Annotated in this window: 20 protein-coding genes; 5 read left to right on the plus strand and 15 right to left on the minus strand. The window is 51.8% G+C overall.

Annotation, left to right across the window (positions count from 1 at the left end):
• Nucleotides 1–8 precede the first annotated feature (8 nt).
• Entirely contained in the window at nt 9–2,783 is a 2,775-nt protein-coding gene (locus tag SH449x_RS23115; RefSeq protein WP_482378446.1) for a cation-translocating P-type ATPase, read from the minus strand.
• 500 nt (nt 2,784–3,283) lie between these two features.
• Here SH449x_RS23115 and SH449x_RS23120 point away from each other — a divergent pair, with 500 nt between their 5' ends.
• Nucleotides 3,284–5,674 carry a phosphoketolase family protein gene (locus SH449x_RS23120; RefSeq protein WP_482378447.1) on the plus strand — a complete coding sequence of 797 codons (2,391 nt, stop codon included), beginning with the start codon at nt 3,284–3,286 and terminating at the stop codon, nt 5,672–5,674.
• Between the two features lie 72 nt (nt 5,675–5,746).
• Here SH449x_RS23120 and SH449x_RS23125 read toward each other — a convergent pair whose 3' ends face one another.
• From SH449x_RS23125 to SH449x_RS23160, 8 genes are all read right to left on the minus strand, one after another.
• Complete coding sequence (locus SH449x_RS23125; RefSeq protein ID WP_482378448.1) at nt 5,747–6,433, minus strand: DUF2461 domain-containing protein; 687 nt, start codon at nt 6,431–6,433, stop codon at nt 5,747–5,749.
• A gap of 31 nt (nt 6,434–6,464) precedes the next feature.
• On the minus strand, nt 6,465–7,379 hold the full coding sequence (locus SH449x_RS23130) for a hypothetical protein (RefSeq protein WP_482378449.1): 915 nt from the start codon (nt 7,377–7,379) through the stop codon (nt 6,465–6,467).
• Nucleotides 7,380–7,384: 5 nt separating this feature from the next.
• Complete coding sequence (locus SH449x_RS23135) at nt 7,385–8,776, minus strand: sigma-54-dependent transcriptional regulator (protein WP_482378450.1); 1,392 nt, start codon at nt 8,774–8,776, stop codon at nt 7,385–7,387.
• Nucleotides 8,766–10,496: a sensor histidine kinase gene (locus SH449x_RS23140; RefSeq protein ID WP_482378451.1), complete on the minus strand. Its 1,731-nt coding sequence runs from the start codon at nt 10,494–10,496 to the stop codon at nt 8,766–8,768. The genes SH449x_RS23135 and SH449x_RS23140 overlap by 11 nt, the downstream gene beginning before the upstream one ends.
• Before the next feature lie 9 nt (nt 10,497–10,505).
• On the minus strand, nt 10,506–11,477 hold the full coding sequence (locus SH449x_RS23145) for a hypothetical protein (protein ID WP_482378452.1): 972 nt from the start codon (nt 11,475–11,477) through the stop codon (nt 10,506–10,508).
• Between the two features lie 3 nt (nt 11,478–11,480).
• The gene (locus tag SH449x_RS23150) at nt 11,481–11,972 is read right to left on the minus strand and encodes a hypothetical protein (protein WP_482378453.1); all 492 of its coding nucleotides are present in this window, start codon (nt 11,970–11,972) and stop codon (nt 11,481–11,483) included.
• 52 nt (nt 11,973–12,024) lie between these two features.
• The gene (locus SH449x_RS23155) at nt 12,025–12,453 is read right to left on the minus strand and encodes a VanZ family protein (RefSeq protein ID WP_482378454.1); all 429 of its coding nucleotides are present in this window, start codon (nt 12,451–12,453) and stop codon (nt 12,025–12,027) included.
• 85 nt (nt 12,454–12,538) lie between these two features.
• Nucleotides 12,539–13,957, minus strand: a complete 1,419-nt coding sequence (locus tag SH449x_RS23160; RefSeq protein ID WP_482378455.1) for a DUF1598 domain-containing protein — start codon at nt 13,955–13,957, stop codon at nt 12,539–12,541.
• Nucleotides 13,958–14,271: 314 nt separating this feature from the next.
• On the opposite strand from SH449x_RS23160, the gene SH449x_RS23165 reads away from it, so the two are divergent.
• Together SH449x_RS23165 and SH449x_RS23170 are read left to right on the plus strand one after the other, a co-directional pair.
• Entirely contained in the window at nt 14,272–15,636 is a 1,365-nt protein-coding gene (locus SH449x_RS23165) for a hypothetical protein (RefSeq protein WP_482378456.1), read from the plus strand.
• An 18-nt stretch (nt 15,637–15,654) separates the two neighbouring features.
• Entirely contained in the window at nt 15,655–16,854 is a 1,200-nt protein-coding gene (locus SH449x_RS23170) for a DUF2786 domain-containing protein (RefSeq protein WP_482378457.1), read from the plus strand.
• Nucleotides 16,855–17,028: 174 nt separating this feature from the next.
• Here SH449x_RS23170 and SH449x_RS23175 read toward each other — a convergent pair whose 3' ends face one another.
• Together SH449x_RS23175 and SH449x_RS23180 are read right to left on the minus strand one after the other, a co-directional pair.
• On the minus strand, nt 17,029–17,286 hold the full coding sequence (locus SH449x_RS23175; RefSeq protein WP_482378458.1) for a type II toxin-antitoxin system antitoxin: 258 nt from the start codon (nt 17,284–17,286) through the stop codon (nt 17,029–17,031).
• Nucleotides 17,287–17,338: 52 nt separating this feature from the next.
• Nucleotides 17,339–18,304 carry an SPFH domain-containing protein gene (locus tag SH449x_RS23180; protein ID WP_482378459.1) on the minus strand — a complete coding sequence of 322 codons (966 nt, stop codon included), beginning with the start codon at nt 18,302–18,304 and terminating at the stop codon, nt 17,339–17,341.
• A 213-nt stretch (nt 18,305–18,517) separates the two neighbouring features.
• Here SH449x_RS23180 and SH449x_RS23185 point away from each other — a divergent pair, with 213 nt between their 5' ends.
• On the plus strand, nt 18,518–20,479 hold the full coding sequence (locus SH449x_RS23185; RefSeq protein WP_482378460.1) for a hypothetical protein: 1,962 nt from the start codon (nt 18,518–18,520) through the stop codon (nt 20,477–20,479).
• A 1-nt stretch (nt 20,480) separates the two neighbouring features.
• Here SH449x_RS23185 and SH449x_RS23190 read toward each other — a convergent pair whose 3' ends face one another.
• From SH449x_RS23190 to SH449x_RS23205, 4 genes are read right to left on the minus strand one after another with little or no spacing between them, the layout of a single operon-like run.
• Nucleotides 20,481–21,458 (minus strand): metal ABC transporter solute-binding protein, Zn/Mn family, encoded by a 978-nt coding sequence (locus SH449x_RS23190; protein WP_482378461.1) that lies wholly within the window; start codon nt 21,456–21,458, stop codon nt 20,481–20,483.
• Nucleotides 21,459–21,461: 3 nt separating this feature from the next.
• Entirely contained in the window at nt 21,462–22,193 is a 732-nt protein-coding gene (gene bshB1, locus SH449x_RS23195; RefSeq protein ID WP_482378462.1) for a bacillithiol biosynthesis deacetylase BshB1, read from the minus strand.
• A 32-nt stretch (nt 22,194–22,225) separates the two neighbouring features.
• Entirely contained in the window at nt 22,226–22,882 is a 657-nt protein-coding gene (locus SH449x_RS23200; protein WP_482378463.1) for a phosphopantothenoylcysteine decarboxylase domain-containing protein, read from the minus strand.
• 3 nt (nt 22,883–22,885) lie between these two features.
• Nucleotides 22,886–23,434: a flavoprotein gene (locus SH449x_RS23205; protein ID WP_482378464.1), complete on the minus strand. Its 549-nt coding sequence runs from the start codon at nt 23,432–23,434 to the stop codon at nt 22,886–22,888.
• 203 nt (nt 23,435–23,637) lie between these two features.
• Here SH449x_RS23205 and SH449x_RS23210 point away from each other — a divergent pair, with 203 nt between their 5' ends.
• Nucleotides 23,638–24,153 (plus strand): hypothetical protein, encoded by a 516-nt coding sequence (locus tag SH449x_RS23210; RefSeq protein ID WP_482378465.1) that lies wholly within the window; start codon nt 23,638–23,640, stop codon nt 24,151–24,153.
• Nucleotides 24,154–24,164: the final 11 nt, after the last annotated feature.

Raw genomic sequence — 24,164 nt, forward strand, 5'->3', positions numbered from 1 at the left:
TCGATTTCTCAAGAAGATGGGGATCCTTTTGGCTTCCGCTGTTGCAAACAACGGACGATCCATTTTTCGATTTCCACCAACCACAGCACGCTGCTTGCAATCAACAATGTCTCAACCCAGTCCTGCCAAGAAATCGCCTCCGTTCCAAACATGGCTTGGAGCGGCGGGAGATAGGTGAACATCAACTGAAAAACAACCACTAAACCAATCGATATCCAAACGGGCTTGCTGCCAAACAATCCATTCCGATTGAGGACTGGTGCTTGAATGAATCGCGTGTTGAACAGATAAAACACTTCGAACATGACGATCGTGTTGACCGCTGTCGTCTGAGCATAGGCGATAGACATTCCCTCCCCCTTCTCGATAGTGAATATCAAGAATGTTCCTATGCACATGATGGTCGATACAAAAGCGATTCGGAACAGAAAATAGTTGGTCAGCAAACGCCCATTCGGATCACGCGGAGGACGCTTCATTACATTGGATTCAGGTGGTTCAAAGGCTAAAGCTAACGCCAACGTTACCGCCGTGATCATATTCACCCACAGCACTTGGAGCGGTGTGAGTGGCAGGGCCAATCCGAAGATGATAGCCGCAAATATAACCATGGCTTCGCCGCCATTGGTCGGGAGGATGAAAAGCAGGGACTTGCGGATGTTGTCGAATACCGTTCGCCCTTCTTCCACCGCCTGAGCGATCGAAGCAAAGTTGTCGTCGGTCAAGACCATCTCGGCCGCTTCTTTGGTAACCTCCGTTCCCTTGATCCCCATCGCAATTCCAACGTCGGCTCGCTTCAAAGCCGGTGCATCGTTCACGCCATCCCCAGTCATTGCCACGACCTCGCCGTGAGACTGGATCGCTTCTACCAAGCGGAGTTTATGCTCGGGACTTACCCGTGCGAACACATCGCATTCCTTCGCGATTTGCCGTAGCTCGGCGTTATCGAAGGTGTCGATTTGCTTTCCAGTCGTCGAGGTCTTGCCATCGCCAATTCCAAGCTTCATACCGATCGCGCGAGCCGTAGTGGCATGATCTCCGGTAATCATTACCACCCGGATTCCCGCAGATCGGCATTGCTCAACCGCCTTGATGGCTTCGTCTCGGGGTGGATCGATGATGCCAACCAATCCTAGCAGCGTTAATTCGGACTTCACATCTTCTAGCTCGAGGGAGCCAGAATCGCTTGCCGACTTGAATGCCAAGGCGAGCACGCGCTGACCTTGACTCGCCAAGTGATCCGCTTGCTCCTCCCAGAATGCACTGTCGATCGCTTGAGCCCCTTGCTCATCTCGGTACTCGGAGCTGCACATGCCAATGAGACGTTCCGGTGCCCCTTTGACCAACACAACTTGCTCTCCACTCCATACCTTGCCTTGCTCGCCAGCGGGAACCGAATGCAGTGAAGCCATGAACTGATTGCTGGATTCAAAGGGTATCATGTCCACGGTTGGCCATTCCCGTTCCAAGCCGTCAATTGTGATCCCACCTTTGGCTGCGAACGCGAGCAAAGCCCCTTCCATCGGGTCTCCTAGTGGGCACCAAGTACCCGTATCGTCTTGCTTGAGACCACCTTCGTTGCACAGGGCTGCAACTAGCAAAGCGCCATGAACGGTATCAACCCCGTTCACATCAACGGATTTATCTTGTTCCTCGAAACGTTGAAACTCTCCTTTCGGCTCGTAACCGCTCCCGGTAATCACATAGTGATCTCGCCCAACCAGCAGATGAGTTACGACCATTTCATTTCGGGTGAGTGTTCCTGTTTTGTCGGAACAAACAACGGTCAACGCACCTAAGGTATCGACAGCTTGCAATCGTCGTATGATCGCATGGCGAGCTGCCATGCGACGGACTCCAATAGCCAACACGATCGTCATAATGGCTGGCAAGCCCTCAGGGATCGCCGCAACTGCTAGCGCGATAGCTGCAAAAACCAATTCGATAAACTCAAGCGATCCAACGAAGTAACCAACTCCAATCGTTAGCATTGCCAACACCGCAATGACGATGGCTAAACGATGCGCAAAGTGATTCACTTTTCGAATCAAAGGCGTTGCAATCGCATCGGTGGTCGCCACCAATTTGTTGACTTTCCCGAGCTCGGTCGCTTCTCCCGTCGCGACCACGATTCCTTTGCCACGCCCTGAGGTGACGAGGGTGCCCGAAAAAGCGAGCCCGTGCCGATCTCCTAGTGATGCCCCTTTGTCGGTGGTGCTCGTATCCTTGTCGGCTGGAATCGATTCACCAGTCAGCATGGCCTCTTCAATTTTGAGCTCATTCGTTTCGATGAGTCGAATGTCAGCCGGCACCTTGTCTCCCGAACCCAAGAGAACGATGTCGCCAGGGACCAACGTGTCGGATGGAACCGTCTTCCTCTTGCCACCTCGAATGACTGTAGCTTCGAGCGACAACATTTTTCGCAAGGCATCGAGTGCTTTTTCTGCACGCCCCTCCTGGAAAAAGCCAATCGCGGCATTGACAAAAATCACGCCAAAGATAACTCCGGCATCGACGTATTTTTCCAGTCCGAACTTCAACGCACCTGCTGCGAACAGGATGTAAATGAGAACGTTATGGAACTGGAGGAGAAACCGCACGAGCGGCCCGCGACGGCTGGGAGGAGGCAATCGATTCGGCCCCCACTCCTTAAGGCGACCCTCCGCCTCGGAATCCTGAAGCCCCTGTTCTCCCGAATTGAGAGCACTCAGGACCTCATCGCTGGTAAGCGTATGCCATGCTCGTGTTGCTTCAGTGTTAGCATCTTGCGTTGCAGAACTCATCGTTAAACTTTTCTCTCCTAAAAAAGTAAATAAACTTAATCGTCATTTGCTCATAGCCGGTTCCGTTGATCTGCATGCCTCTCATTTATTCGTGACATCCGCGCGCCAGGATGCCCCATACTGAGTCAAATAGGCCCACATCGTTACATGGCTTTAATGGTTGATAGTTTGTGATGATTGGCTCATGCGAAAATCTAACCTTAGGTGAATGGAATTTCAATTGTAACGCAAAACATGCGCCTACCTGACCTTAGTGGTGCTGAAAAGGGACGAAACGAAAACGTCTTTAAACCCTAGGTACTTATGGATAAGACACCTTTGGTTTGTATCTCGACTTCGTGAATCCCCACCAAAAGGTTCATCGAGCAACTCGCGATGTCTGACCAGACTTCTAGAAGCAGCGGTTACAAGTTGGAAATACTATTGCCTTCAAGAAGAACCTTTGTATGTTTCAATGCGCATGAATCTCACGCCACCCCACCCACCTGGAAGGACCGTTCATGAAGAATTCACTCACCCCAGAGATGATCCGCAAATTGGATGCTTACTGGCGAGCCTCGAATTATCTGTCCGTAGGACAGATCTATCTCTATAAGAACCCTCTATTGCGTGAACCACTTAAACGGGAACATATCAAGCCAAGATTACTTGGGCATTGGGGGACGTCACCGGGACTTAATTTCCTCTATGTCCATCTGAATCGAGTGATCCAGCGCGACGATCTTAATATGCTTTACATCACCGGGCCTGGTCACGGTGGCCCCTCGCTGGTGGCGCTCGCATATCTAGAAGGGACCTACAGTGAAGTCTACCCCAACGTAACTCAGGACGAAGAGGGAATGCAGAAACTATTCAAACAGTTTAGTTTTCCTGGTGGAATCCCAAGCCACGTCGCTCCAGAGACGCCCGGTTCCATCCATGAAGGTGGGGAACTCGGGTACGCTCTGTCTCACGCATTCGGGGCTGCCTTTGATAATCCTGACTTAATAGTTGCCTGCGTTGTGGGAGATGGCGAGGCGGAAACCGGTCCGCTTGCGACCAGTTGGCATAGCAACAAGTATCTCAATCCCGCTCGCGATGGTTGCGTGTTACCGATTCTCCACCTCAACGGCTATAAGATCGCAAACCCCTGTTTCTTGGCGAGAATTCCCCAGGATGAACTTCAGAAAATGTTTGAGGGGTTTGGCTACAAACCTTACTTCGTCGAAGGTAACGATCCGCTAAAGCTCCACCAGGAATTGGCAGCGGTTCTGGATGATGTCGTAGCAGAAATCAGACAGATTTGGGCAGAGGCACGGTCCAGTTCCGGGGCAAACACTTCATCGACTAAGGCAGTGGTGAAGCGACCAATTTGGCCCATGATTGTTTTCCGCACTCCAAAGGGTTGGACATGCCCTGCCGAGATTGACGGCAAGAAGTGTGAGGATTATTGGCGCAGCCATCAAGTACCGATGGGGGACATGGAAAAGCAAGGCCATGTCGAGATTTTGGAAGAATGGTTAAGGAGCTATCGTCCCGAGGAGCTTTTCGATGAGTCGGGCCGACTCAAAACCGAACTTGCGGAACTTGCCCCCAAGGGGGAAAGGCGAATGAGTGCGAATCCTCACGCCAACGGCGGCAAGCTGTTAAAAGACCTAAGGTTACCAGAATTCCGCGAATATGCAGTCGACGTACCGAGTCCAGGGGCGACCAGCGCCGAAGCAACCCGCATCCAAGGAAAGTATCTTCGGGATGTCATGAAATTGAATCTCGATAGCAAGAACTTTCGCGTCTTCAGTCCCGACGAGAACAACTCGAATCGATGGCAGGATATTTTAGAGGTAACGGATCGTTGTTTCGTTGCGGATATCTATCCAGAAGACGACAGCCTTTCTCCCGATGGTCGCGTCATGGAGGTTCTCTCCGAGCATCAGTGTCAAGGATGGTTAGAAGGCTATTTGCTGACTGGTCGCCATGGCTTTTTCAGTTGCTATGAAGCGTTCATTCACATCATTGACTCGATGTTTAATCAACACGCCAAGTGGCTCAAGGTGTGCAATCACATCCCATGGAGGCGTCCAATCGCATCGCTCAATTATTTGTTGTCATCTCACGTTTGGCGACAAGATCACAATGGATTTAGCCATCAAGATCCTGGTTTCATCGATCATGTGGTCAACAAAAAAGCGGAAATCATTCGCGTCTACCTACCGCCAGATGCCAATACGCTCTTGTGCGTTACCCAACATTGCCTTAGGAGCCGAAACTATGTCAACGTTGTAGTTGCTGGTAAGCAATCCGCTCCTCAGTGGCTCACTATGGATGAAGCGATTAAGCACTGCACCGCTGGAATAGGCATCTGGAAATGGGCAAGCAATGACAAAGACGGTGAACCAGATGTGGTCATGGCGTGTTGTGGCGATGTGCCGACACTGGAAACTTTGGCAGCCGTTGAGCTATTACGTGAGTTCTTTCCCGAACTCAAAGTCCGAGTGATTAACGTTGTCAACCTCATGAAATTGCAACCAACCAATGAACACCCACACGGATTGAGCGATCAGGATTTTGACTCGTTGTTCACGACCGACAAGCCGATCATCTTCGCTTTTCACGGCTATCCCTGGTTGATTCATCGACTGACGTACCGCCGAACGAACCACGTAAATCTTCATGTGCGGGGATACAAGGAAGAGGGGACCACAACGACCCCATTTGACATGTGCGTGCTCAACGATATCGATCGTTATCATCTGGTCGCGGATGTCATCGATCGAGTCCCTGGCCTAAGTGCTCGCGCCGCGTATGCCAAACAAGCGTTACGGGACAATCGCATCGAGCACAAGCACTATATCGCTGAACATGGAGAGGATATGCCGGAGATTCGCGATTGGCGATGGGGTGTTCGTCGCTGATTGTTACGCTGAGTGTCGCGAACTGCTTAGTTAGCTAGATTAAAGAGTATCGCTCTCACGGAGCGGTACTGTTCAGTAGGGCTGCGAGACGGCATCGCATAATGTCTTCATCATTGGACGAGCGATCTTGGTTAGCTCCACGATTCGTTCGACGAGATCAGCTGACTGTATTTCTTTTTGATGCAAAGGCACCATCCCGAGAAAACTCTTCAGCTTGAGATCTGCTGCGTTGGGGTGATCGGATGGAAAACCGCGCGGCATGGTTTTCAGTGAGTCTTCGTAGGGCGTAAAGGTACGTTTATACTTTTTGTTATGAAAGCCCTCGTTCCAGTCCTCTGGATTGCCGTCGACAAATTCTCGAATCTGCTGCAGGACGGGGCCATCGGGACGCCATAGTCCGACTCCACAGAACATTTCGTCACATGCAATGTGGACATAGACACCGGGCGCATGAACGTCCTTGCCAGCTTGGTGCCGAAATTGGATACCGATATTGGTTTTGTATGGGGTCTTGTCCTTGGAGAACCGCGTATCCTTATAGATGCGCATGAGCGAACCTCCCGACTTGGAGGGTATCGCAGACAGCTTCGGTGCGACCTTTGCTAATGGAGCTCGGATTGCGGATATAAAGGCCAGCGACGGTTGGAGGATCGATTCCTCGTATTCCTGCTTGTGCTCAGCAAACCAATCCCGCCGATTGTTCTTTGCGAGACTTGCAAGAAACGTTAGAGTCGATTTTGGAAAGCCGTTGAACTCCACAAGACCCTCGAGTTAAGGAAAATACATCGTGTTAAGGGGACGGCTGCTGACTGACCTTCTTGCCTAACCAATCCGAAAGTGACAGCACCAGTCGATCCTTTTGCTTGTCGATTTGAGCGTTCATTTTTTCGACCAGCTTATCATCGTACTCGGCAAGCTTTTTGTCCAGCAAGCCCCGAAGCTGTTTTCCCATCAGTTCGGCTGCATCTCCGCCGACGTGGCTGATGCGATGGACCTCGAAATGCTTGAGCGTCATGTTCGCTCGATCAATGATCGGCTCAAACCGGACATCGGGAGGGAGCTTGGTGGGATTGACATGAATTTTTATTCGACAATCGATTTGCATCGCCACTGTTGCGTCCGCCATCACAGAAATGGAATACCATTTAAAGCCCCGTTGGTACTGCTTAAGTTGCGAGTACAACGCCAGGGGAACGCTGAGTTGCATCACGATCCGTATTTGACCTGGCTTGGAGAAGTCGATTTGGTCAAAGCTGAGACTCAAATGGGATTGTGGATCGATGAAGTCGATAATGTGTCGCTGCCAAGTCCCATGCTTGACCGTTTTATGGCGACGATTAGTTCTGAGTTTCCCATCTTCCCAGCGGATATTCAAACCGCTGACAATCTCCTTGGACTGGTCCCATTTCCGGAGATCTTCATAATGAGGTGGCAAGTTCTTTAAGCAAAGCCATCTGACCCATGCGGCCAACTCTTCTTGTTCGGTTTTATCTACGGAGATCGGAACATCGGCTAATCGCTCAGGCAGTACAAGCTTACTCGATGCGGGAAGATACTCAGACTCTTCATCTTCGTCGAGTGATCCAAACAAGTCATCCATAGTCGGCGATGACCGATCCTGTGCGACCGCCGGGAAGTTTGAGGTCGTACCGCACAAGAAGGCTGTGGCCAAAAGCAGCAGCAGAAAATTGCTTTGGGGTTGCATAAAGGCTAACTAGCCCAGCGACGGCTAGGTTCGGCTTGGTTAAGTTTATTGTAGAGTGTCTTCAAGCTAATACCGAGCTCTTCGGCGGCAGCAGGCTTATTCCCGTTGTGACGCGAGATGGCTTCTTGCACGGCGATGACTTCCAAGTCTTTGAGAGTCATCGGAGAATTGGTCATCGGTAAAATCGCAGGCTTCGGCTCGCGCCTTGGCAACCGATCCTTAAAGTGTTTCGGTAGGTGGCTCAGTTCAATCGGTGGAAAATCGCAAAGTATCGTCGCATACTCAATAACGTTCGAAAGTTCCCGAACATTGCCGGGCCAAGAATGTTCCTCAAAGGCCTGAATCGTCTCCGGCGCAAAGATTTGTTCTATCGAGGCATGTTCAGGGCGATGTCGCAAATACATGTGGCGAGCGATCTCCAGTACGTCCTGCCCCCGTTCTCGGAGTGCAGGCACACCAATTTCGAAGGTGTTGATCCGAAACAGTAGATCTTCGCGGAAGGTCTGGTCTGCAACCATTTGCTCGAGATTTCGGTGGGTCGCACACACCACTCGAACGTCGACTTGTCTGATTTCGTTGTCACCGACTCGTCGCAGATCGCCGCTTTCCAGAACTCGGAGCAGTTTCGCTTGCATGGATAGAGGTAACTCTCCAATCTCATCCAAAAAAATCGTCCCACCATGCGCTTCGTGGAACAAGCCGTCTCGATTCGAGTCAGCACCGGTAAAGGCACCCTTCTTGTGTCCGAAGAGTTCGCTCTCGATCAGGTGTTCTGGAAGGGCACCGCAATTCACCGCGACGAAGTTCTTGGAGGCGCGGAGGCTACGTTCGTGAACCGATCGGGCAACCAGCTCTTTACCACATCCGGTTTCCCCTCGAATCAAGACGGAACTATTAGTGCGTGCGACTCGACCGATCAATTGTTCGATCTGTTTCATTTCGTCGCAGTTCCCGATTAGTACCGTTCCCTGGCCAGAAGCTTTTCGCTTGACTTTCTCGCTCTCTGTTGTGAGGCGTTTTAGTTCGCGGCGGGCTGCCACTCGATCAAAGAGATCCGAAAGCTCCCGAAGCTTACATGGTTTGCCCAGGTAATCGATGACGCCGAACTTCAGTGCAGCCACTGCGCTTTCGAGTGTTTGTTTGCCCGTCAGAACAATACAATCCATTTTGGGTTGGATTTGTGAAGCCCGTTCGATGACTTGGATACCATTCATGCCGGGCATGTCTAGATCGACGATCATGCAATCGAATACATTTCGTTCCATAGCAGCGATCGCCGTAAAGCCATCTGGGCAAACAGTGACGGCATGTCCCATCTGCGGGATTTCGAGTCGCATGACTTCCTGGATAGACGTGTCGTCATCAACAAAAAGTACAGAGAGGGAACTAGGCTGCATGACTTTGCTCAATGGGCTTAGGGGGACTAAATCGGTTCCGTTTGGAATCGAAAGGATTTTCGATTCCTTCTGGGGCGAGTTCCTCTTCTCGGGGGACGCTGCTGGAGGATGCTGCTTCACGAGGTAGTAGTACCTCAAAACGGGATCCGATGCCAAGACCGAGATTGCTCGCCGAAATTCGACCGCCATGGTCAGCAATAATTCGGCTGGTAATCGATAATCCTAATCCTGTCCCCCGGCCATCCAATCGTTTGGTAAAAAACGGTTCAAACATATGCTTTTGAACCTCTTCGCTCATTCCGCAGCCATTATCCTCTACGCGGACAACCACAAATGATTCTTTATGATGAAGCGTAATTTTGACAACGCCATCGTCTCGATCGGTGGGGATCGCTTCTAAACTATTGGTCAAAAGATTAAGGATGACCTGCTTCATTTCTTGGGCACTGACCCAAGCGGTATAGTCTGTATCCTCTCGCGAGAATTGAATCTTCTTGGATCGAAACTGACCAAGATGCCGTACCATGCTAACCACGTCGTCGATGACTTCCTGCATATCGACAAGCGAGCGTTTTCGTTCCGGATTTAGGCGGCTAAAATCGAGTAATCGCTCGGTAATTCCCTTGCAACGAAATGCTTCATCCTGAATCCTCTTCAAGTAATTCTTCAGAATCTCGATGCTGGCATGATTCTCGCCTTGATCGCCCTCCCAGAGAGAGGGAGGTAGGAGTTTATGGACTCGAGACTCGAGAGCCTCGGCACTCCAAGCAATCGACGCGAGGGGGTTGTTGATTTCATGCGCTACTCCAGCGGCTAGAAAGCCAACACTTGCTAGCTGTTCATTGCGGATTACTTCCTTGGATCGCTCTTGTACTTGCTGATTCAAGTCTCGCTGTATATTAAGAAAACTTTCGACTCCCAGATTGATGGCATTAGCGAGTTCTGCCAATTCGTCCTTGGATTCAGAGTTCAACCGCACGGTGAAGTCGCCCGCTCCGACTCGTCTAGCTTGGGCCAATAGTTCCTTAAAGGGCTTAATGACAGCAATTCTCGCGTAAGCAACCAACCCCACGAGCAAGCCTGCTGCAAGGATCGCGCTGCCCCACGAGAGAACGATCCAGGTTCGATATCGATTCTTGACATCGTCTCGAAAGCTCGCCATGCGTTCTGTTAGAAACATGGGTAGCTCATGAGCGAGCGCCGATAACTGCTCTAAGTCTTGTGACTGTTCGACTAGCAGGAACGCATGGGCGTACTGCTGAATCTCGGAGTGACGCTGATGTATTCGATTGAATAGGGAACGCAGCGATTCGGTGTGCTCTAGTTCGGCTGAACGATCTGAGAGTATCTTGTCGTCTCGATCTGCGGATTCCAATCGAGACTGATAACGTGCTAGCAACAAAGCTACACGCTGCAACTGTTGGGAAAACCTGAGTTGCTGACGATAGTCATCGTATTCGGGATCCAATTGAATTTTGAATGAATCACGATGCTTCAATGAATTCTGCTGGTTGCGAAGCTGATCGATGGCGAGGGTCAGCTCTGAGGTGAGAGGCATTTCTGACGCGCGACTGCTCAAGGTCATGGCTAGGTCGCGATAGGCGTAGACTCCACGAAAGCTGCTGTAGCCCAGAACGCCAATAACTAGGGCAAGAACCGCCATCGAGTTGAGCAGCTTCTTTCGGATTGTCCACTTCGGGATCTGCGGTAATAGGTGCATGCTGATCACCTAGCGTTGAATAACACCATCCCATGGAACTCCTCTCAAAGAGCTATGGAATGAGGGATTGATCTGGGGCTGAGCTGGAGGTGGAGCAATCGGAAGTGGCGCAGCAGGTTCGCTTGCGAGTGGCGGAGCGATGTTGATCACCTGAAATCCGTTCGTATTGGGAAATGCAAACTGTGTACCGCTATTCCCGCTCATTCCGTTTACCATGTACGAACCGACGGTGATGTCGAGCTCAATCCGGTCATCCATCGCTGGGTCCAACTGGATTTTAACTTTGTGAGGTAACGACGTTTGGATTTCGGAGTAGTACTCGTGATTCGATTGTTGAGACTGCGCAATCAATCTTCCAGTCGCATCCCTCAAAAATATTTGCCGCGTAAACCCGAACTGAGGATCGACAACGAGGATACGCTGCAAATTGCCACCCGCGCTAGGCACAAACGTGGTTAACTGAATCATCCCGTCTGCTTGAACAACGGGCTCTTGAATCATCGAGTTCGGATCAAAGGCTGTCACCCCTAGTGCTTCGATCAACCAAAGGGGAGAGACAGGCAAAATGCGTCGAACCGGTTGTGCATCAAACTCATCGTGTCGCGCGTAAAAAAGATTGGGAGTCATTCCAATACGAATGGTCATCCAAAAGGCATCTTGATTACTTCCTAAATCCAGCCCGCGAAAACCTGCGATCGAGGCGGTCATACGAAAATTTCTTTCCCGCATCCAGGTCAGTGTCGAGCTAAGCGACGTCTCTTGGTTGACCCGTACCGAAATGGAATTCGACTGGAGCGAATGAACTTGGGTGGTTCGATTTAGCACCTCAGTCAATTGATCCAGGGTAGGGGGAACAGTAAATACCGGAACTGGCTTTAGTTCATTCAACTGTCGCTTGGGAAGGCAGGTCGCGCCTGTGGAGCAAAACACGACCAAACATGTCAGGCAGAAATTAAGCGTGCAATAACGGGATGCGAACACGAATCACTCCTCGGAATACAGCAGATCGAGGAGTTCTGCTTGCAAAGTTGTCGTATCCTGTGTCGTTAGCTCAACGACGGGAACCATGAAGCTTCGCTCGCCGTTGGACGAGCAAAGATCGAGTACGTCATCTGCGGGCGCATCTGCCTCGTGGAACCCTGAATCGGATCCCAACACCTTTTTTCTCAATAGCAGGAGAGCCAAGAGATAAGCTAGCGATTCCTTGCCAGGGGTTTCTAAGAATGACTGCAAAGTATCGAGTAAGACGTGATTTGGGGCGAGTCGCTTCTTATTAGTTTGCTTCTGCGGAACTTTGCAAACCCACCAACCGACAACACCATCGTTAGGGCCTGTCCATTTTTCTGCGGAATAGTCCCGCCGAATCAAGTCACTCCCTTTTTGAATGATGGCAGAATAATAGCGTTCACCGGGAGCCAGAGTACGGTCCGAGTCAAAACATCGTCGGGAACTTTTTTGGATCGCATAGTCCTGCATACCTCGGCTTCTAACAAAACCGACCGGCTACAGCCAGAGCAGTCTAATGACTTTATTCGGCGGGGTATTCTACCGAGTTTGGTTTCATGTCTTCAAACGGATACCAGCCCGAGAGGTAAATAATCTGTCTACCGAGCACATAGGTAGAAAGCCCCATGATGACCCCCAGCACGTCGGCATAGAAATCACCCCAGTCCGCAGTCCGTCCAACGGGAATCTGAAGAAGTTCGTCAACACCACCATAGATCACGCAAATGAGACCTGCGAGGATAACGTTGTAAGCCCGGTTGGGGCGTGTCGGGATTGCCCACGCTAATAGAAATGAAAGGCCAGCATATGCTCCTGCGTGTAGAAGCTTGTCATTGACTCCGATTTTTCTAATGATCGGCCCTGGCGGGATGTGCGTAGCGATGAACAGGGCGATCCAGTACAGACAAAGTAGCAGAACGGCCCAGCGCAATCCGTAAAGGGTCGATTTCATAAGATCCTGATACTGGTATTTCAAAACAAAAAAGGCATCGACATCTCGACGCCTTTGTATCCTTACCTAATTTTTGTTCGCGAGATCAATCCCACCACCACTGACCTGCTGCCAAATCTTTGGGAGCCCCGAGTTTCTGCACGTTGTCAGAAACGGCGATGTCGACCGAAACACGCGACGGATCAACTAACTTCCTAGCAGCGATGTGGACCCCACCACCAATAGGTGTCATGAGTTGCGAATCCTTGATGACATAATTGATCGCGGTTTCAACTTGGTTAACTTCCGCCGAAGAGTATACCGAGAATCTCGACTCGTCACCGAAAATTCCGAGATCCCAACCAGCTTTGTTGTAGAGCCCGCGATCTTGAATGAACGCTGCTGCAATGCTGATATCGAACAAGTTTCTCATTTCGTTGAAGACTGGAGTCAGTTCTGCAATTGCGTCGAATTTGTCGGTAAATTCCTTGGTAAAGGTATTGCTTGCTGGGTCGCCGCTCTTGCCGGAGCGTTGCCTGGTGCCATCACTCTTCACCCCTTCCAGCTCGCCTGACAACTTCACACCCTTGCCAACAAGGTGCATCGCGGTGCCATCTTCGTTGGAGGACACAGAGGCGTAATCCGCCTCAAAGTACCATCGCTGTAGAGCGTTTGCACCTTGGCGAGGTCGAGTCTTTTGAATCCAAGTCGTCATGGGAACCAATGGATCTTGCAAACCAATACCAATCAGCTTCATTCGGTAGTCAGCCTCAACTAAGACTTGAGCAAACCGAGTCGTCTTCGGAACACCCTTGATGGAAATGGTCTGGTAACCCAGGGCGTCCCTCATGTTGGTCACATACTGGGATACGAATTGTGGATTGTTTAGTTGGCGACTGTCAACACCGTTGGATGCAACGCTAGCATGAAACTGATTCATCCGCTTTAGTCCCTCAGGAGTCGGATCAATTGAGCAACCTATAACAGACGTTGCTCCTTGACCTGGTGCGAATGCCCTGAGGGCTACTACTAGATCGTCAAGTCTTAGAGTCGAGCGTCCATTGCTCAATCCGACCAATCGATTGTTGTAATCGCGATACCACTCGTCCGCCGGCCCGGCGATCACAATGTCCTGCGTCTCGGGCAAGTAGAATACATACTCGAGTCTCTGCAGACCCGCCAAACTCATGACTTCGTCAGACAGATCCTTGCCTGCTTCGAGTTGCTTCTTGACGAAGTTCTCAAGGCGATTCAGCGACACCATTCGCATTGGCGAGGTCTTGAGTTCCTTGCGAGACTTGCTCTGCAAAGCGGCTTGCCTTTGTTGGGCCGCTAACTTGGGATCGACTTGCATAACACGGAGCACGCCAGTTGCATCAATACTGATACCCGCAACGCCTGCTCCGGCTCCGCCATCACCGCCTCCGCCATTACCGCCTTGCCCCATGACGGTAACGCCCGTTCCGCCGAGGAACGCTGTAAGAGCAAAAGTCCATGCTGCACGCAACAAGGTCAAATTACGCATGCCGAGATGCCTTTAAGAGAAGCGACAAATTTAAACTCAATCCAACACCGATTTTCGCGGATGGGGCGAAATCCTGCTAGTCAAGAATAATTGCCTTGCTACCAGTTGGCAACAATTTGCTGAAAATTGGGCTCTAAAGCGGAGCTTTGTCCCGGGTAGTCAAAGCGAGATTTTTCGGATTTCTTGCGATTTCTGGCGTAAATGACTAAAGCTTTATTGACGGCTTCTGCAAAAAAGCGGTATCCCACACATCGTTTGGCGGTCCAAATCAGGTTTTTGATTCCCGATTTTACTATAACTTTTCGGTCCTTGCCGTGAATGCAGCTCCCGTTTTATCGATCAAGCTAATGCTGACCTGTGCGGTCATCTTGCTGATGGATTGCGTGTTCTCCAAGGCAGGGCTTTCTCAACCGAGGGTGCAATTGCCCTCTACGAGCGGATTTGAGAGCTTTTCCGGCACCCAGGTCAACTCATTTCAGCAACCCGTCAACACGGGTTTCGACCCCTACTTCCGCCCCGTGCAGCCGGCCATGCCCATGCAGAGTGCCCCCAATTGGGGGTTCGGCAACCCGTTCAACGCAAATAGTTCGGCTCCAATTATTCCAATGGGACCAGCGAATTTTCCGACCTACATCCCACCAAATGCCCAACAATCTTGGAATCCTGCTCAACAACCCAACTTCCCCCAAGGTGTTTACCCCAACCAGCCAAACGTATTGTTTCCTGCAACCCCGAACCAACCGGGATTCGGAAACTGGAACAACCCCAATCCATACGGCTGGAACAGCAATCCCAATAACGTGCCAACGAACAATTGGTGGAACAGCACAAGCTCCAATCTTGCGTATGGAACCTCTGAGGTCATGCGAATCTTTCAAGGCGTACGGTTCCGCCATACTTGGTTAAGTGGTACCAGTGGCTTCAGCGACAAACGTGACGAATCTGTAGAAATCAACGACACCGATGTCTCTCTCGTCTTTGCGATTCCCAATTTTCTTAACAGCACTCGAGCTCTTTATATTATCCCATCCTACTCGCAGCACCTGTGGGATGGACCCAGTAATGGAACAAGCCATTTACCAGGTAACGCCTTTAGCGGATTTATCGACACCGGTTGGGACACAAACCCATTACAAACCTTGGGCGTTGAGCTCGGGGTTCGGGTTGGAGTCTTCTCGGCATTCGACGCCATCACCTCGGACAGCATTTATGTTCAAGGTAAGGCGGTAGGCCGGTTGCGATTAACTCCGACATCAACGGCGAAACTCGGGGTGATCTATCTTGATCGGAATAAAATCAAATTGCTACCGCTGGCCGGTTTTCTCTGGTCCCCGAATCCCGACTCTCGCTTTGATCTTGTTTTCCCTGAACCCAAAATTTCTCATTACGTTACCACGATCGGTAATGCTGACATGTGGTGGTATACGACAGCCTACTATGGTGGCGGTGTGTGGACCATCAAGCACCCCGACGACTTTAACGATGCCGTTGACATCAATGATATCCGCGTCATGCTGGGGCTGGAGTTTGGAAGGTCTGAACAGATGCGTCAGGGGTTCCGACTCGGCTTTGTCGAGGTTGGCTATGCATTCAATCGAGAGTTGGTCTATCGCCGCCGCACCGAAAGCAACCTCGACATGCCGGACAGCATCCTGATCCGTGGCGGTTTTAGTTACTAATTTGCACTATCTTCTCATATGAGATTTCATTGGAACGACGGGGGTAGAGCCGCCGCAGGCTTTACTGGGTTCTGCGGCGATTGCGTGACGAGATCGATTTCGATCGGGACAGGGCTTTCCTACCGTACGGTGTACGACGAGTTGGGTGAAGCGGCGAACAAAACTCCGCGAAATGGTTTGCCGACGGAGATCGCTGCCTCCTACTTGAGCAAAGCGGGGTGGGGATTCGAATCCTTTGCCGACACGGTCTTCGTGCCTGAAACGTTTCCAACGGGTACTTTTATCGTTCACATGGTACACATGGAACGGCGTCGCTCCGGGCACCTCACTTGCGTCATCGACAACATGGTCCATGACACCTGGAATCCTGCCGAAGATGATTCCTTCCGAATGCGAGGCGTTTGGACCTCGCCAAAAAAGGTTGCTCCAGAAAGTGCAGAGGCGACTTGCTCCGCGGATCCGTCGGAACAAGCTAGCTTGACCCAGCGCGAATTCGAGAAGATTCTGCGTCGACTTCGGGCGTTGGACAATACTGCCAACAACGATGCCAGTACTGAAGGGGAAAAACGGAACGCTTTGCAGATGATGCAGGCGTTGCTTCTGCAACACAATCTTTCTCGCGAGGATCTGCTGGGAGAAGCGGGCAAGCCCTCCTTGCAGCTTGGTCGCTTTTCCTGCGTACTCAATAGCAGTCGAGCATGCACGTGGGAACACGGAGTGGCGCATTACCTTTGCGAAGAAATCTTTCCTCTGGTTCAATATTACTCCAGTCGCTTAGGTAAGCGAACTCTGTTTCATTTTTATGGACCGCAGCTAGACTGTTCGAATTGCTTGGACCTGTTCCGCGAGCTTATCGTGACCATTGCGGCTGCCGCGCAAGTTCGTTTTGGCGGATTTTATCGTGGTAGCGGTGCTTCCTATGCCGAGGGCTACGTTGAGGGGTTGCCCAGGAGCAGAACGCGATCATCGGAGGTTGGTAGGAACGCAACCCCGGGTGTGAGTGATGATTCTCAGGCGCTCATCGCAGCTCGTTCCCTGATCGCACGCAAAGCCGCAAAAGACTGGCTCTATCAGGAATGCGGGATTCAGTTGGTATCGTCGACCAAATACTCCCGCAATGAACGGGATTTCGCCGCGCAGTCATTGGGTAAACAACATGGCGCGACGCACGAAATCAAGCCAGGTAACCGCCCCCTTGGTATCGGCCATAAGAAGTAGCAAGTATCGGAGTTTAACCGCATCGGTATCGCCCTGCGCTGAACCTTTCCAGCCCGGACCTGATTGCATGAGTCAAAGTATCGACCGTGTCGGGTGTTGTGGAGGGCTGCCCTGGAAGCATCAGCGCGGCCCGTTGGGCACGCGGTGAAACGATTACGGGCGGTGCCCGAAACGTTAAATATCTTCGGACTCGTTAGATGCTTCGTTCGCTGAAGACTTTGCATTTTCGTTTGGCTGAGTCGCTGGTGCGGGTGGTGCAGGGCACTCGGGTGGGGCGGGCGGTTTGGGGTGCCGACCCGATTCTCGCAACGCTTGAACGAGAATCATTTCTATCTGCGCATTGGTGCTCCTGAGCTCATCTTCGGCCCAGCGTCTAACAGACGCTAGCACGTCGGGTGAGAGCCGAAGTAGAAAGGAGTCACGTTTTGCCATCGTAAATCGAACCGCTGGGCTAGTTGTACGCTTAGCCTAATTGTCGCTTAGCCTAATTGTAAAGGGTACCTGTGTTGACGACAGGCTGTGCATGCCTGTCAGAACATAAAACGACTAACAGATTGGACACCATCGCCGCCTTGCGCTCGTCATCGAGATCGACGATATTGTCCTCGCGCAGATGTTCGAGTGCTTGCTTCACCATGCCTACCGCACCGTCGACGATCTTGGCACGAGCTGCGATGATGGCCGATGCTTGTTGACGCTGTAACATGGCTGCGGCGATTTCCGGAGCGTACGCTAAGTGACTGATCCGAGCCTCGACCACCTCCACTCCCGCTTTGTCGAGTCGATCCTGAATATCGGTCCTGAGTTGCTCGCTAACCTCGTCAGGACTGCCTCGGAGCGAGATATTTTCATCTTGGCAGTCGTACGGATGGCGTGATGCTAGAACTCGCAAGGCGGCTTCGCTTTGAACGCTAACGTAGTCTTCGTAATCGTCCACCTCGAACATTGCTTCTGCGGTATTCACGACTTTCCACACGACCACTGCGGTGATCTCTATGGGGTTGCCATCCCGATCGTTGACTTTCGATGGCTTGCCAGATGTTCTCGTACGAGGCTGAACCACTGTCCCGGTTTCGTTCTTCTTTTCCGCAAACGTCGTTGCCCCCGTCTCAAAGTTCCGAATCCGTAGCGAGATCTTCTTCTTGGAGTAGAACGGGTTGACCCAAAAGAATCCCGACTCCTTCACCGTTCCGATGTAGTTCCCGAAAAGCAAAAGGACGCGGGCTTCGTTGGGTTGAATTGCCATGAAGCCAAAGAGACTGGTGAAGCAGCCGGTACCAAGGAGAAGTCCGGAGAAGATTAATGAAGGGCCAACAACCCTCGATTCCGACGTCATGGCCAATCCGACCACAATTAGCCCTGCCGTGAGAACGGACCCCAGGAAAAATCGGACTAGCATGCCCCAGCCAGTTGATGGAACTGTTAGCTTTTCTACCGTTGTTTCGCTCATATATCATTCCCTTTGTATTCTGCACTATGATAGCACCATGATATCAGATAGATATCTTTCTGCTAGTTATTGGCGAGAAAATCCAAAGGAGTGGGCGCGGAAGGCAGCAAGTTTTTTCAAATGCTGGCAATAATCTGGGGGTTTTGAGTAAAGTAAATGGGGCCGTAGCGGAATTGCCGAGTTACACTTGAGCTTTGGCTTCGGACTGCCATTTTGTCTTCCCTCCTTGCATCTCGTGCTTCATCCATGGAATTGTTAGGGAAAAAACTTCAACATGCCTTTCTGGCGATCAGCTTGATGGCGATCAGCCTGATTTGGTGCGCTTTGAGCACCTTTGGCCAAGAAGATGACATCTTCGGGGGGCAGCCAGGAGTCGCTGCGACTAACTTTGTCGAGCCGACTGGCAACCAATTCGAAGTCGCATTGAGACGCGATCTGATGCGTGAAACGGACCCGGTTGTTAAATCGCTTCTCAGCGACCCACCGACGACACCCAAACAGCTTGGCAAGGCGATCAAGCTGATGGTGCGGATAAAGAGGTACGATGAAGTCGAGCGTTGGCTTAAAGCTATTTCACGACTCAATCTCAATGAAGAAGTCGCGGCAGCTCTCGTGGACCATGCAGGGCCTCGCACATTTATCGCTATTTCAGAGATTGATACCGGAGAGATCGAGGAAAACAGCAAGGCGTTAGCCAAGCGGATCGTCGAGCTCGCGAGCGGTGCACGAATGAGCCCCGCAACGCTCAGTCAACTCGCCGAGCAAATGCGAAGCGGAGACGGTAACACGAGGCTAGCTGGCTACCAAGGCATTTCTTCGGCAGGCCGGGCCGGCCTCCAAGAATTCTTTGCGAACGTCATGGCAGCTGGCGCTCCTATGCCAACACCGATCATGTGCGAAGCACTAGCCAAATGGGATGAACCTGCCTGGGAGGCTTGGAACGAAGCCATACGCACAACCTATTCCGATGCCCAATTCAACTTGGCGGTTCTGGCCTTTGGTTCGCGCGATCCGAAGTTCCTGGTCCCTTTGGCGTCAGTCATCGCCGCTTCGGACCCGAGCGACTCCGCTTGGGAGCCACTGCGGAAGGCGTGGCGAGTTTCCGAGAAAACCACGGATCAATCGATTTACAAGCAAGCGGTCGCCAACCTCATCGGTTCGTTGTCCTTGCACAGACGAACCAGGTTTGAGAACCAAGAGTCTACAGGACTTGCGTGGCGATTGAAGGATGACGGACGATCCCTGGAGCTAATCGATGGACGTTCGACCGAAGTTGTGTTCCAGAGCCTCCAGTCGATGGCAAATTCCGTGCTGAGGATGGCCAAGCAATCCGACCGGGACAGTGCGTTGGCCTACGCAGTTTTAGCGGAGGGGCTCTCCACTCAACAATCCTTTCTCGAAATGCAAAGCTTGATCGCTCCCTTCCGAGAAAACGCAGCCTTCTTCTGCTTGGCCCTTGACGTTGCTGAGGAGCAGGATTTAGGTAAGGCTCAAGCTGTTATTTTGGAGGAGTTCAATCGCTTTCTAGTGCCATTGACGTCCGACGTGAGAGAGCGACTGTTGCGATCCCTTGATTCGGGTTATCGCGTCGTGCGGTATCGGGCTGCTTCCACCCTGATGAATTACTTGCAAAGCTTGCCCGAAGAGGTAGTCTTCAGCGCACTCCCGAGTCGCGGCAAGCTGGATCGGATCGCGAGGGAGCTTCTTGCCGCAAAGGCTAAGCCGGTTGCATTCGTGGTGGGTAGCAGCTCGTCGTTACGGGATCATACAAAATCGCTTTTGACCTCATTAAACTTCAGTGTGTACGAGTTTGGCTCTGCGAGCGAGGTGCTCACTGCTGCGAAGCAAGGGGTTGCTGCCGACCGAATTTTTCTCGTTTCGAGTGTCTATGAAGTGAGTTTAGCCCAGCTAGTCCAACGATTGCGTGCGGTACCCGTCACCTCGCGAGCAGCGATCATCATGCTGGCAGACAGGCTGAACCAGTCGGAGCGAGAGTTGTTGTCGCAGGATGGGCGCGTAATCTTTGGAAGCGTGCCACCAGAAGCTACCGGTATTAAGCTCTTACTAGATCGATTGAGTGCTATCGATTCGCAAACTCCGGTGCTCACCTTCGCAGACCGGATTGTTTGGGCTGAAAAGGCAGAGCGATATCTACAACGGTTCGCCACGAAGTAGCTCAGAAACTTTCGGACCGCCCGCCCAAGGCATTCGTAATGGTTCGGAAGTTGTGGCGCATCATGCCTTCGTAAGTTCCCGTTTCTTCTCCTTCGGGGCCAGTCGAATCAGTGAATAGTTCACCACCTAATTGAACATCGAACCCATGCCTCCCAGCCCCTTCAATGAGGGAGCGGATGGATTTGTCGGAAACGCTCGATTCGACAAAAACCGCTGGCACCTTTCGATCTGCGATCAACCTCACCAGCTCTTCAACCCGGTGCAGCCCAGCCTCTGAAGCAGTGGATATGCCGTGTACACCTTGTACCTCAATTCCATAACGCTCTCCAAAGTAGCGAAACGCATCATGCGTCGAAATGAGAATGCGTTGCGACTCGGGTATCGACTCTATCCAGTGTCGGCCTTGCAGGTCGAGGTCTGCGAGTCGCTGGCGGAGCTGCACACCATTTTCACGGAAAACGGGAGCATGCTCGTTGTCAGCACCAACCAGTACGTCCTCAATGATCTGGCTGACTTCGATCCAGAGTGAGACATCCATCCAGCAATGTGGATCTGCGTAATGTCCTACATTCGAGGAATGCAGGTCATCCTCAGCGTTGTTTGTGGACCTGCTCGGTAAGTTCAATCGTTCACAAACGGGGACGCGTTGGCTTCGAAGCTGGCTAGCCCTTAGAACGCTGAGCATTCGTCCCTCGAGGTTCAGTCCATTATAGAAGACGACGTCAGCCCTTGCGATCGATCGAACATCGTCGGTTACCGGCCTGTAGAGATGAGGATCGATTCCGTTTCGAATCAATTGCTCGACTCGTACGTGCTCACCACCGATTTGCCGAACTAGATCCGCGATCATTCCAGTCGTCGCCACCACTTTCAAGCGTCTATCGTCGACCGATTCGCGGCGAACGGCTTCGCAACCCGGCAGGAAAAGCAGGCTAGCCAAAAGTAAGGAAAAGATGGCGATCGCGAATAATCGATTCATGGTTTAGACCAACGTAGCGAGATCGGTCAGACCGATTGGCTCACGTGAAGCAAAAGGTTCTCCAAATCTTACGCCGATCGCCTTTCCCCAGAAACCAGCCTCTTCCTTGACACGTTCGATAAAGCTCGGCTCATCGGATTCACGCCCTTTGACCAACTGGCTGTTATAGGCACGTAGTGAAGCCTCTTTGGCGGACCACTCTTGGGAGATATCGAGTACAAATGCTGGCTGTGGTATCAATTTGAGGTGAATGCAAAAGTAATAGTAGATTCGGTTTGGATGGTAGGGTTCGCCGGGGATGTCGCTCTTGGAGAGCTTGCTCCAGAACCTCGCTGCTTCCACAATTTGCGTTGCTGCGACATGGTCAGGATGGGCGTCCTCCCAATACGGTGCAAAAATCCACTTGGGTCTGGTCAAGCGAAACAATCCAGCCAGTTGATGCCGGCGTTCCAAGGTCGGTTCGAGGAAGCGATTGGGCCACCCCAAGTTGTATCGCCAGGGTGCCCCGAGCGCGACATTCGCAATGGCCGTCTCGACGGCGCGAATCTTGGGACTTCCGTGAGGAGTTGGCTCGCCGTTAGTCAAATCGACAATCCCAACCCTAGCCCCTTGCTTCAGGAGCTTGGCAATCGCTCCGCCCATCCCCAACTCCGCGTCGTCAGGGTGTGGGGCAACAACGAGGACGTCCAGCGGTTGCTCCAGTGGTGGAAAACCGGGGTAAGTGCTAGTGGTCATGACGCTCAACTCTTTCTTGTCTCGGTTCTTTCTTAGCTCGGTCTCGACTCGGACACTTTTGTCCGAACCAAATGATGATGGACTTGATATAGTATACGCTGCGCCACAAGTGACTTCGGTCCACTAGCTTGTTCAACGACCTCGCCTGATTTCAGGATAATCTCGACGCTATTAGATTCTGCATTCATGGCTTCTGCGGAATTGGAGACGATCATGTCACAAGCTTTGCGAGACATTTTTACGATAGCTCGAAAACGAACATCTTCCGTTTCGAGTGCAAAAGCGACCACCCATTGCTCCGGTTTCTTTTTACTTGCCAGGGTGGCGATAATATCAGGGGTTTCGACCAGCGACAGTTGCAACCCCTCGCCAGTCTTGGCTAATTTTTGCTGTGCAATGTGGACCGGCATGTAGTCACATGGTGCAGCGGCCCCAATCAAACCATCCGCGTTTTGAAAGACATTCTTAGTCGCTTCGAGCATTTGCTGGGTAGTCAGGACGTCGATCACTTTGGCGGCAGGATGGTATTCTACCTGCACAGGCCCTGATACCACGGTAACTTGATGACCGAGCCCGATGGCGGCATCGACTAGCGCACTACCCATTCTTCCGCTGGACGAATTAGTCAAGTAGCGGACGGGGTCCAAGTATTGTCGTGTCGGCCCCGAGGTGATAACGATGTGTGCCACAGTTCACCCAACCGCAGGATTTGTAAGGAACGGCAGGGCGAACTCTAGAATAGTCTCCGGTTCCGACATACGGCCAGTTCCTAGGCGACGACAGGACAACCATCCCGATTCAGGTCCAATAAAATGCACGCCATCCTCGCGAAGTTGCTGAAGGTTTCGCTGTACTGCCTTTTTTTCCCACATCGGAGTGCTCATCGCAGGAGCCATCACCACGGGGCACTCGACATTCAGATAGAGCGTCGAAAGCAGAGTATCTGCCAATCCCAAAGCACAGGCTGCCATGATGTGGGCCGTGGCAGGTGCGATGATAAGAAGCTTGCAATCGGTTGCTAGCTCGATATGTGGGCCTAGGGGAAAGCGAGCATCGAACGGATGGATTACCGGTTGTGAGTTGCACAGAGCGGCAAAGGTCGCAGGCCCCACGAACTGCTGGGCGGATTCGGTCATCACGACAGAGACCATCTCGCCAGCTTGCACAAGTCGGCTGACCAATGTGGCGGTCTTAAAAGCAGCAATGCCGCCTGAGACTCCGACAACGACGCGACCACTCATCAACGGCAGACCTTTTCGAGTAATGGAGATGCAAAAACCGCACGTAACAAAAGGAATTTATCGACAAAAGGGTTTTATCGCATTTCTACGTGAAGTGTCCAGCGAGCAAGCTACCGAATTCCCTTGCAGCGAGAAACGCTTTTCTCTAGCCGGACCGGGAAAATCCGCTAAAACCATAGTGAACTGGCCGCAGCGGTCGGATCATGAATGGTTCAACGAATGCTCAGGAAAACAAAGAAACAACGATAGGATTTTGCGTGACCAAGGTTTATCAAGGGCTCGGGCTCTCCTGCATGTACCCCGAAAACTGGAGTTTGAGCGAGGAGACTGCCCCCTCCGGTGTGGCGACTGGCTTTATGCTCGAGAGCCCTACATCTGCGTTCATGATGGTTAACGAATATCCATGGAATGTGGCACCACGAGAGGCCGTCGACCAGGCCCGCGAGGCAATGGTGGCTGAGTATCCGGAGGCGGAATTCGAACCTTTCGAGCCTAAGCTCCTGATCCAGGGCGAACCAATCCAAGATTGTCGCGCCGGCGATATCCGGTTCTATTACTTGGATCTAATGGTGATTTCGCGGCTGATATCGTTTACGGTTGGCAAGAAGACCTATCTCGTTCAGATTCAGGCCGAGGATCGCGACTTTGACAAGCTGGAACAAGTCTTTGAGGCTATGCTAGTGAGCATGCTACAGTCGCTCGAGTCGCCGTCTCCATGATTTTTCGTTGC

The organism is Brakhagea baltica (assembly GCF_052161605.1).
Lineage (GTDB): Bacteria > Planctomycetota > Planctomycetia > Pirellulales > Pirellulaceae > JBKCUI01.

Bases quoted from the DNA above. Each gene is read 5' to 3' on its own strand.
- SH449x_RS23115 (WP_482378446.1), bottom strand. From the start codon at position 2,783: ATGAGTTCTGCAACGCAAGATGCTAACACTGAAGCAACACGAGCATGG.
- SH449x_RS23120 (WP_482378447.1), top strand. From the start codon at position 3,284: ATGAAGAATTCACTCACCCCAGAGATGATCCGCAAATTGGATGCTTAC.
- SH449x_RS23130 (WP_482378449.1), bottom strand. From the start codon at position 7,379: ATGCAACCCCAAAGCAATTTTCTGCTGCTGCTTTTGGCCACAGCCTTC.
- SH449x_RS23135 (WP_482378450.1), bottom strand. From the start codon at position 8,776: ATGCAGCCTAGTTCCCTCTCTGTACTTTTTGTTGATGACGACACGTCT.
- SH449x_RS23140 (WP_482378451.1), bottom strand. From the start codon at position 10,496: ATGCACCTATTACCGCAGATCCCGAAGTGGACAATCCGAAAGAAGCTG.
- SH449x_RS23150 (WP_482378453.1), bottom strand. From the start codon at position 11,972: ATGCAGGACTATGCGATCCAAAAAAGTTCCCGACGATGTTTTGACTCG.
- SH449x_RS23155 (WP_482378454.1), bottom strand. From the start codon at position 12,453: ATGAAATCGACCCTTTACGGATTGCGCTGGGCCGTTCTGCTACTTTGT.
- SH449x_RS23160 (WP_482378455.1), bottom strand. From the start codon at position 13,957: ATGCGTAATTTGACCTTGTTGCGTGCAGCATGGACTTTTGCTCTTACA.
- SH449x_RS23170 (WP_482378457.1), top strand. From the start codon at position 15,655: ATGAGATTTCATTGGAACGACGGGGGTAGAGCCGCCGCAGGCTTTACT.
- SH449x_RS23175 (WP_482378458.1), bottom strand. From the start codon at position 17,286: ATGGCAAAACGTGACTCCTTTCTACTTCGGCTCTCACCCGACGTGCTA.
- SH449x_RS23180 (WP_482378459.1), bottom strand. From the start codon at position 18,304: ATGAGCGAAACAACGGTAGAAAAGCTAACAGTTCCATCAACTGGCTGG.
- SH449x_RS23190 (WP_482378461.1), bottom strand. From the start codon at position 21,458: ATGAATCGATTATTCGCGATCGCCATCTTTTCCTTACTTTTGGCTAGC.
- bshB1 (WP_482378462.1), bottom strand. From the start codon at position 22,193: ATGACCACTAGCACTTACCCCGGTTTTCCACCACTGGAGCAACCGCTG.
- SH449x_RS23205 (WP_482378464.1), bottom strand. From the start codon at position 23,434: ATGAGTGGTCGCGTCGTTGTCGGAGTCTCAGGCGGCATTGCTGCTTTT.
- SH449x_RS23210 (WP_482378465.1), top strand. From the start codon at position 23,638: ATGAATGGTTCAACGAATGCTCAGGAAAACAAAGAAACAACGATAGGA.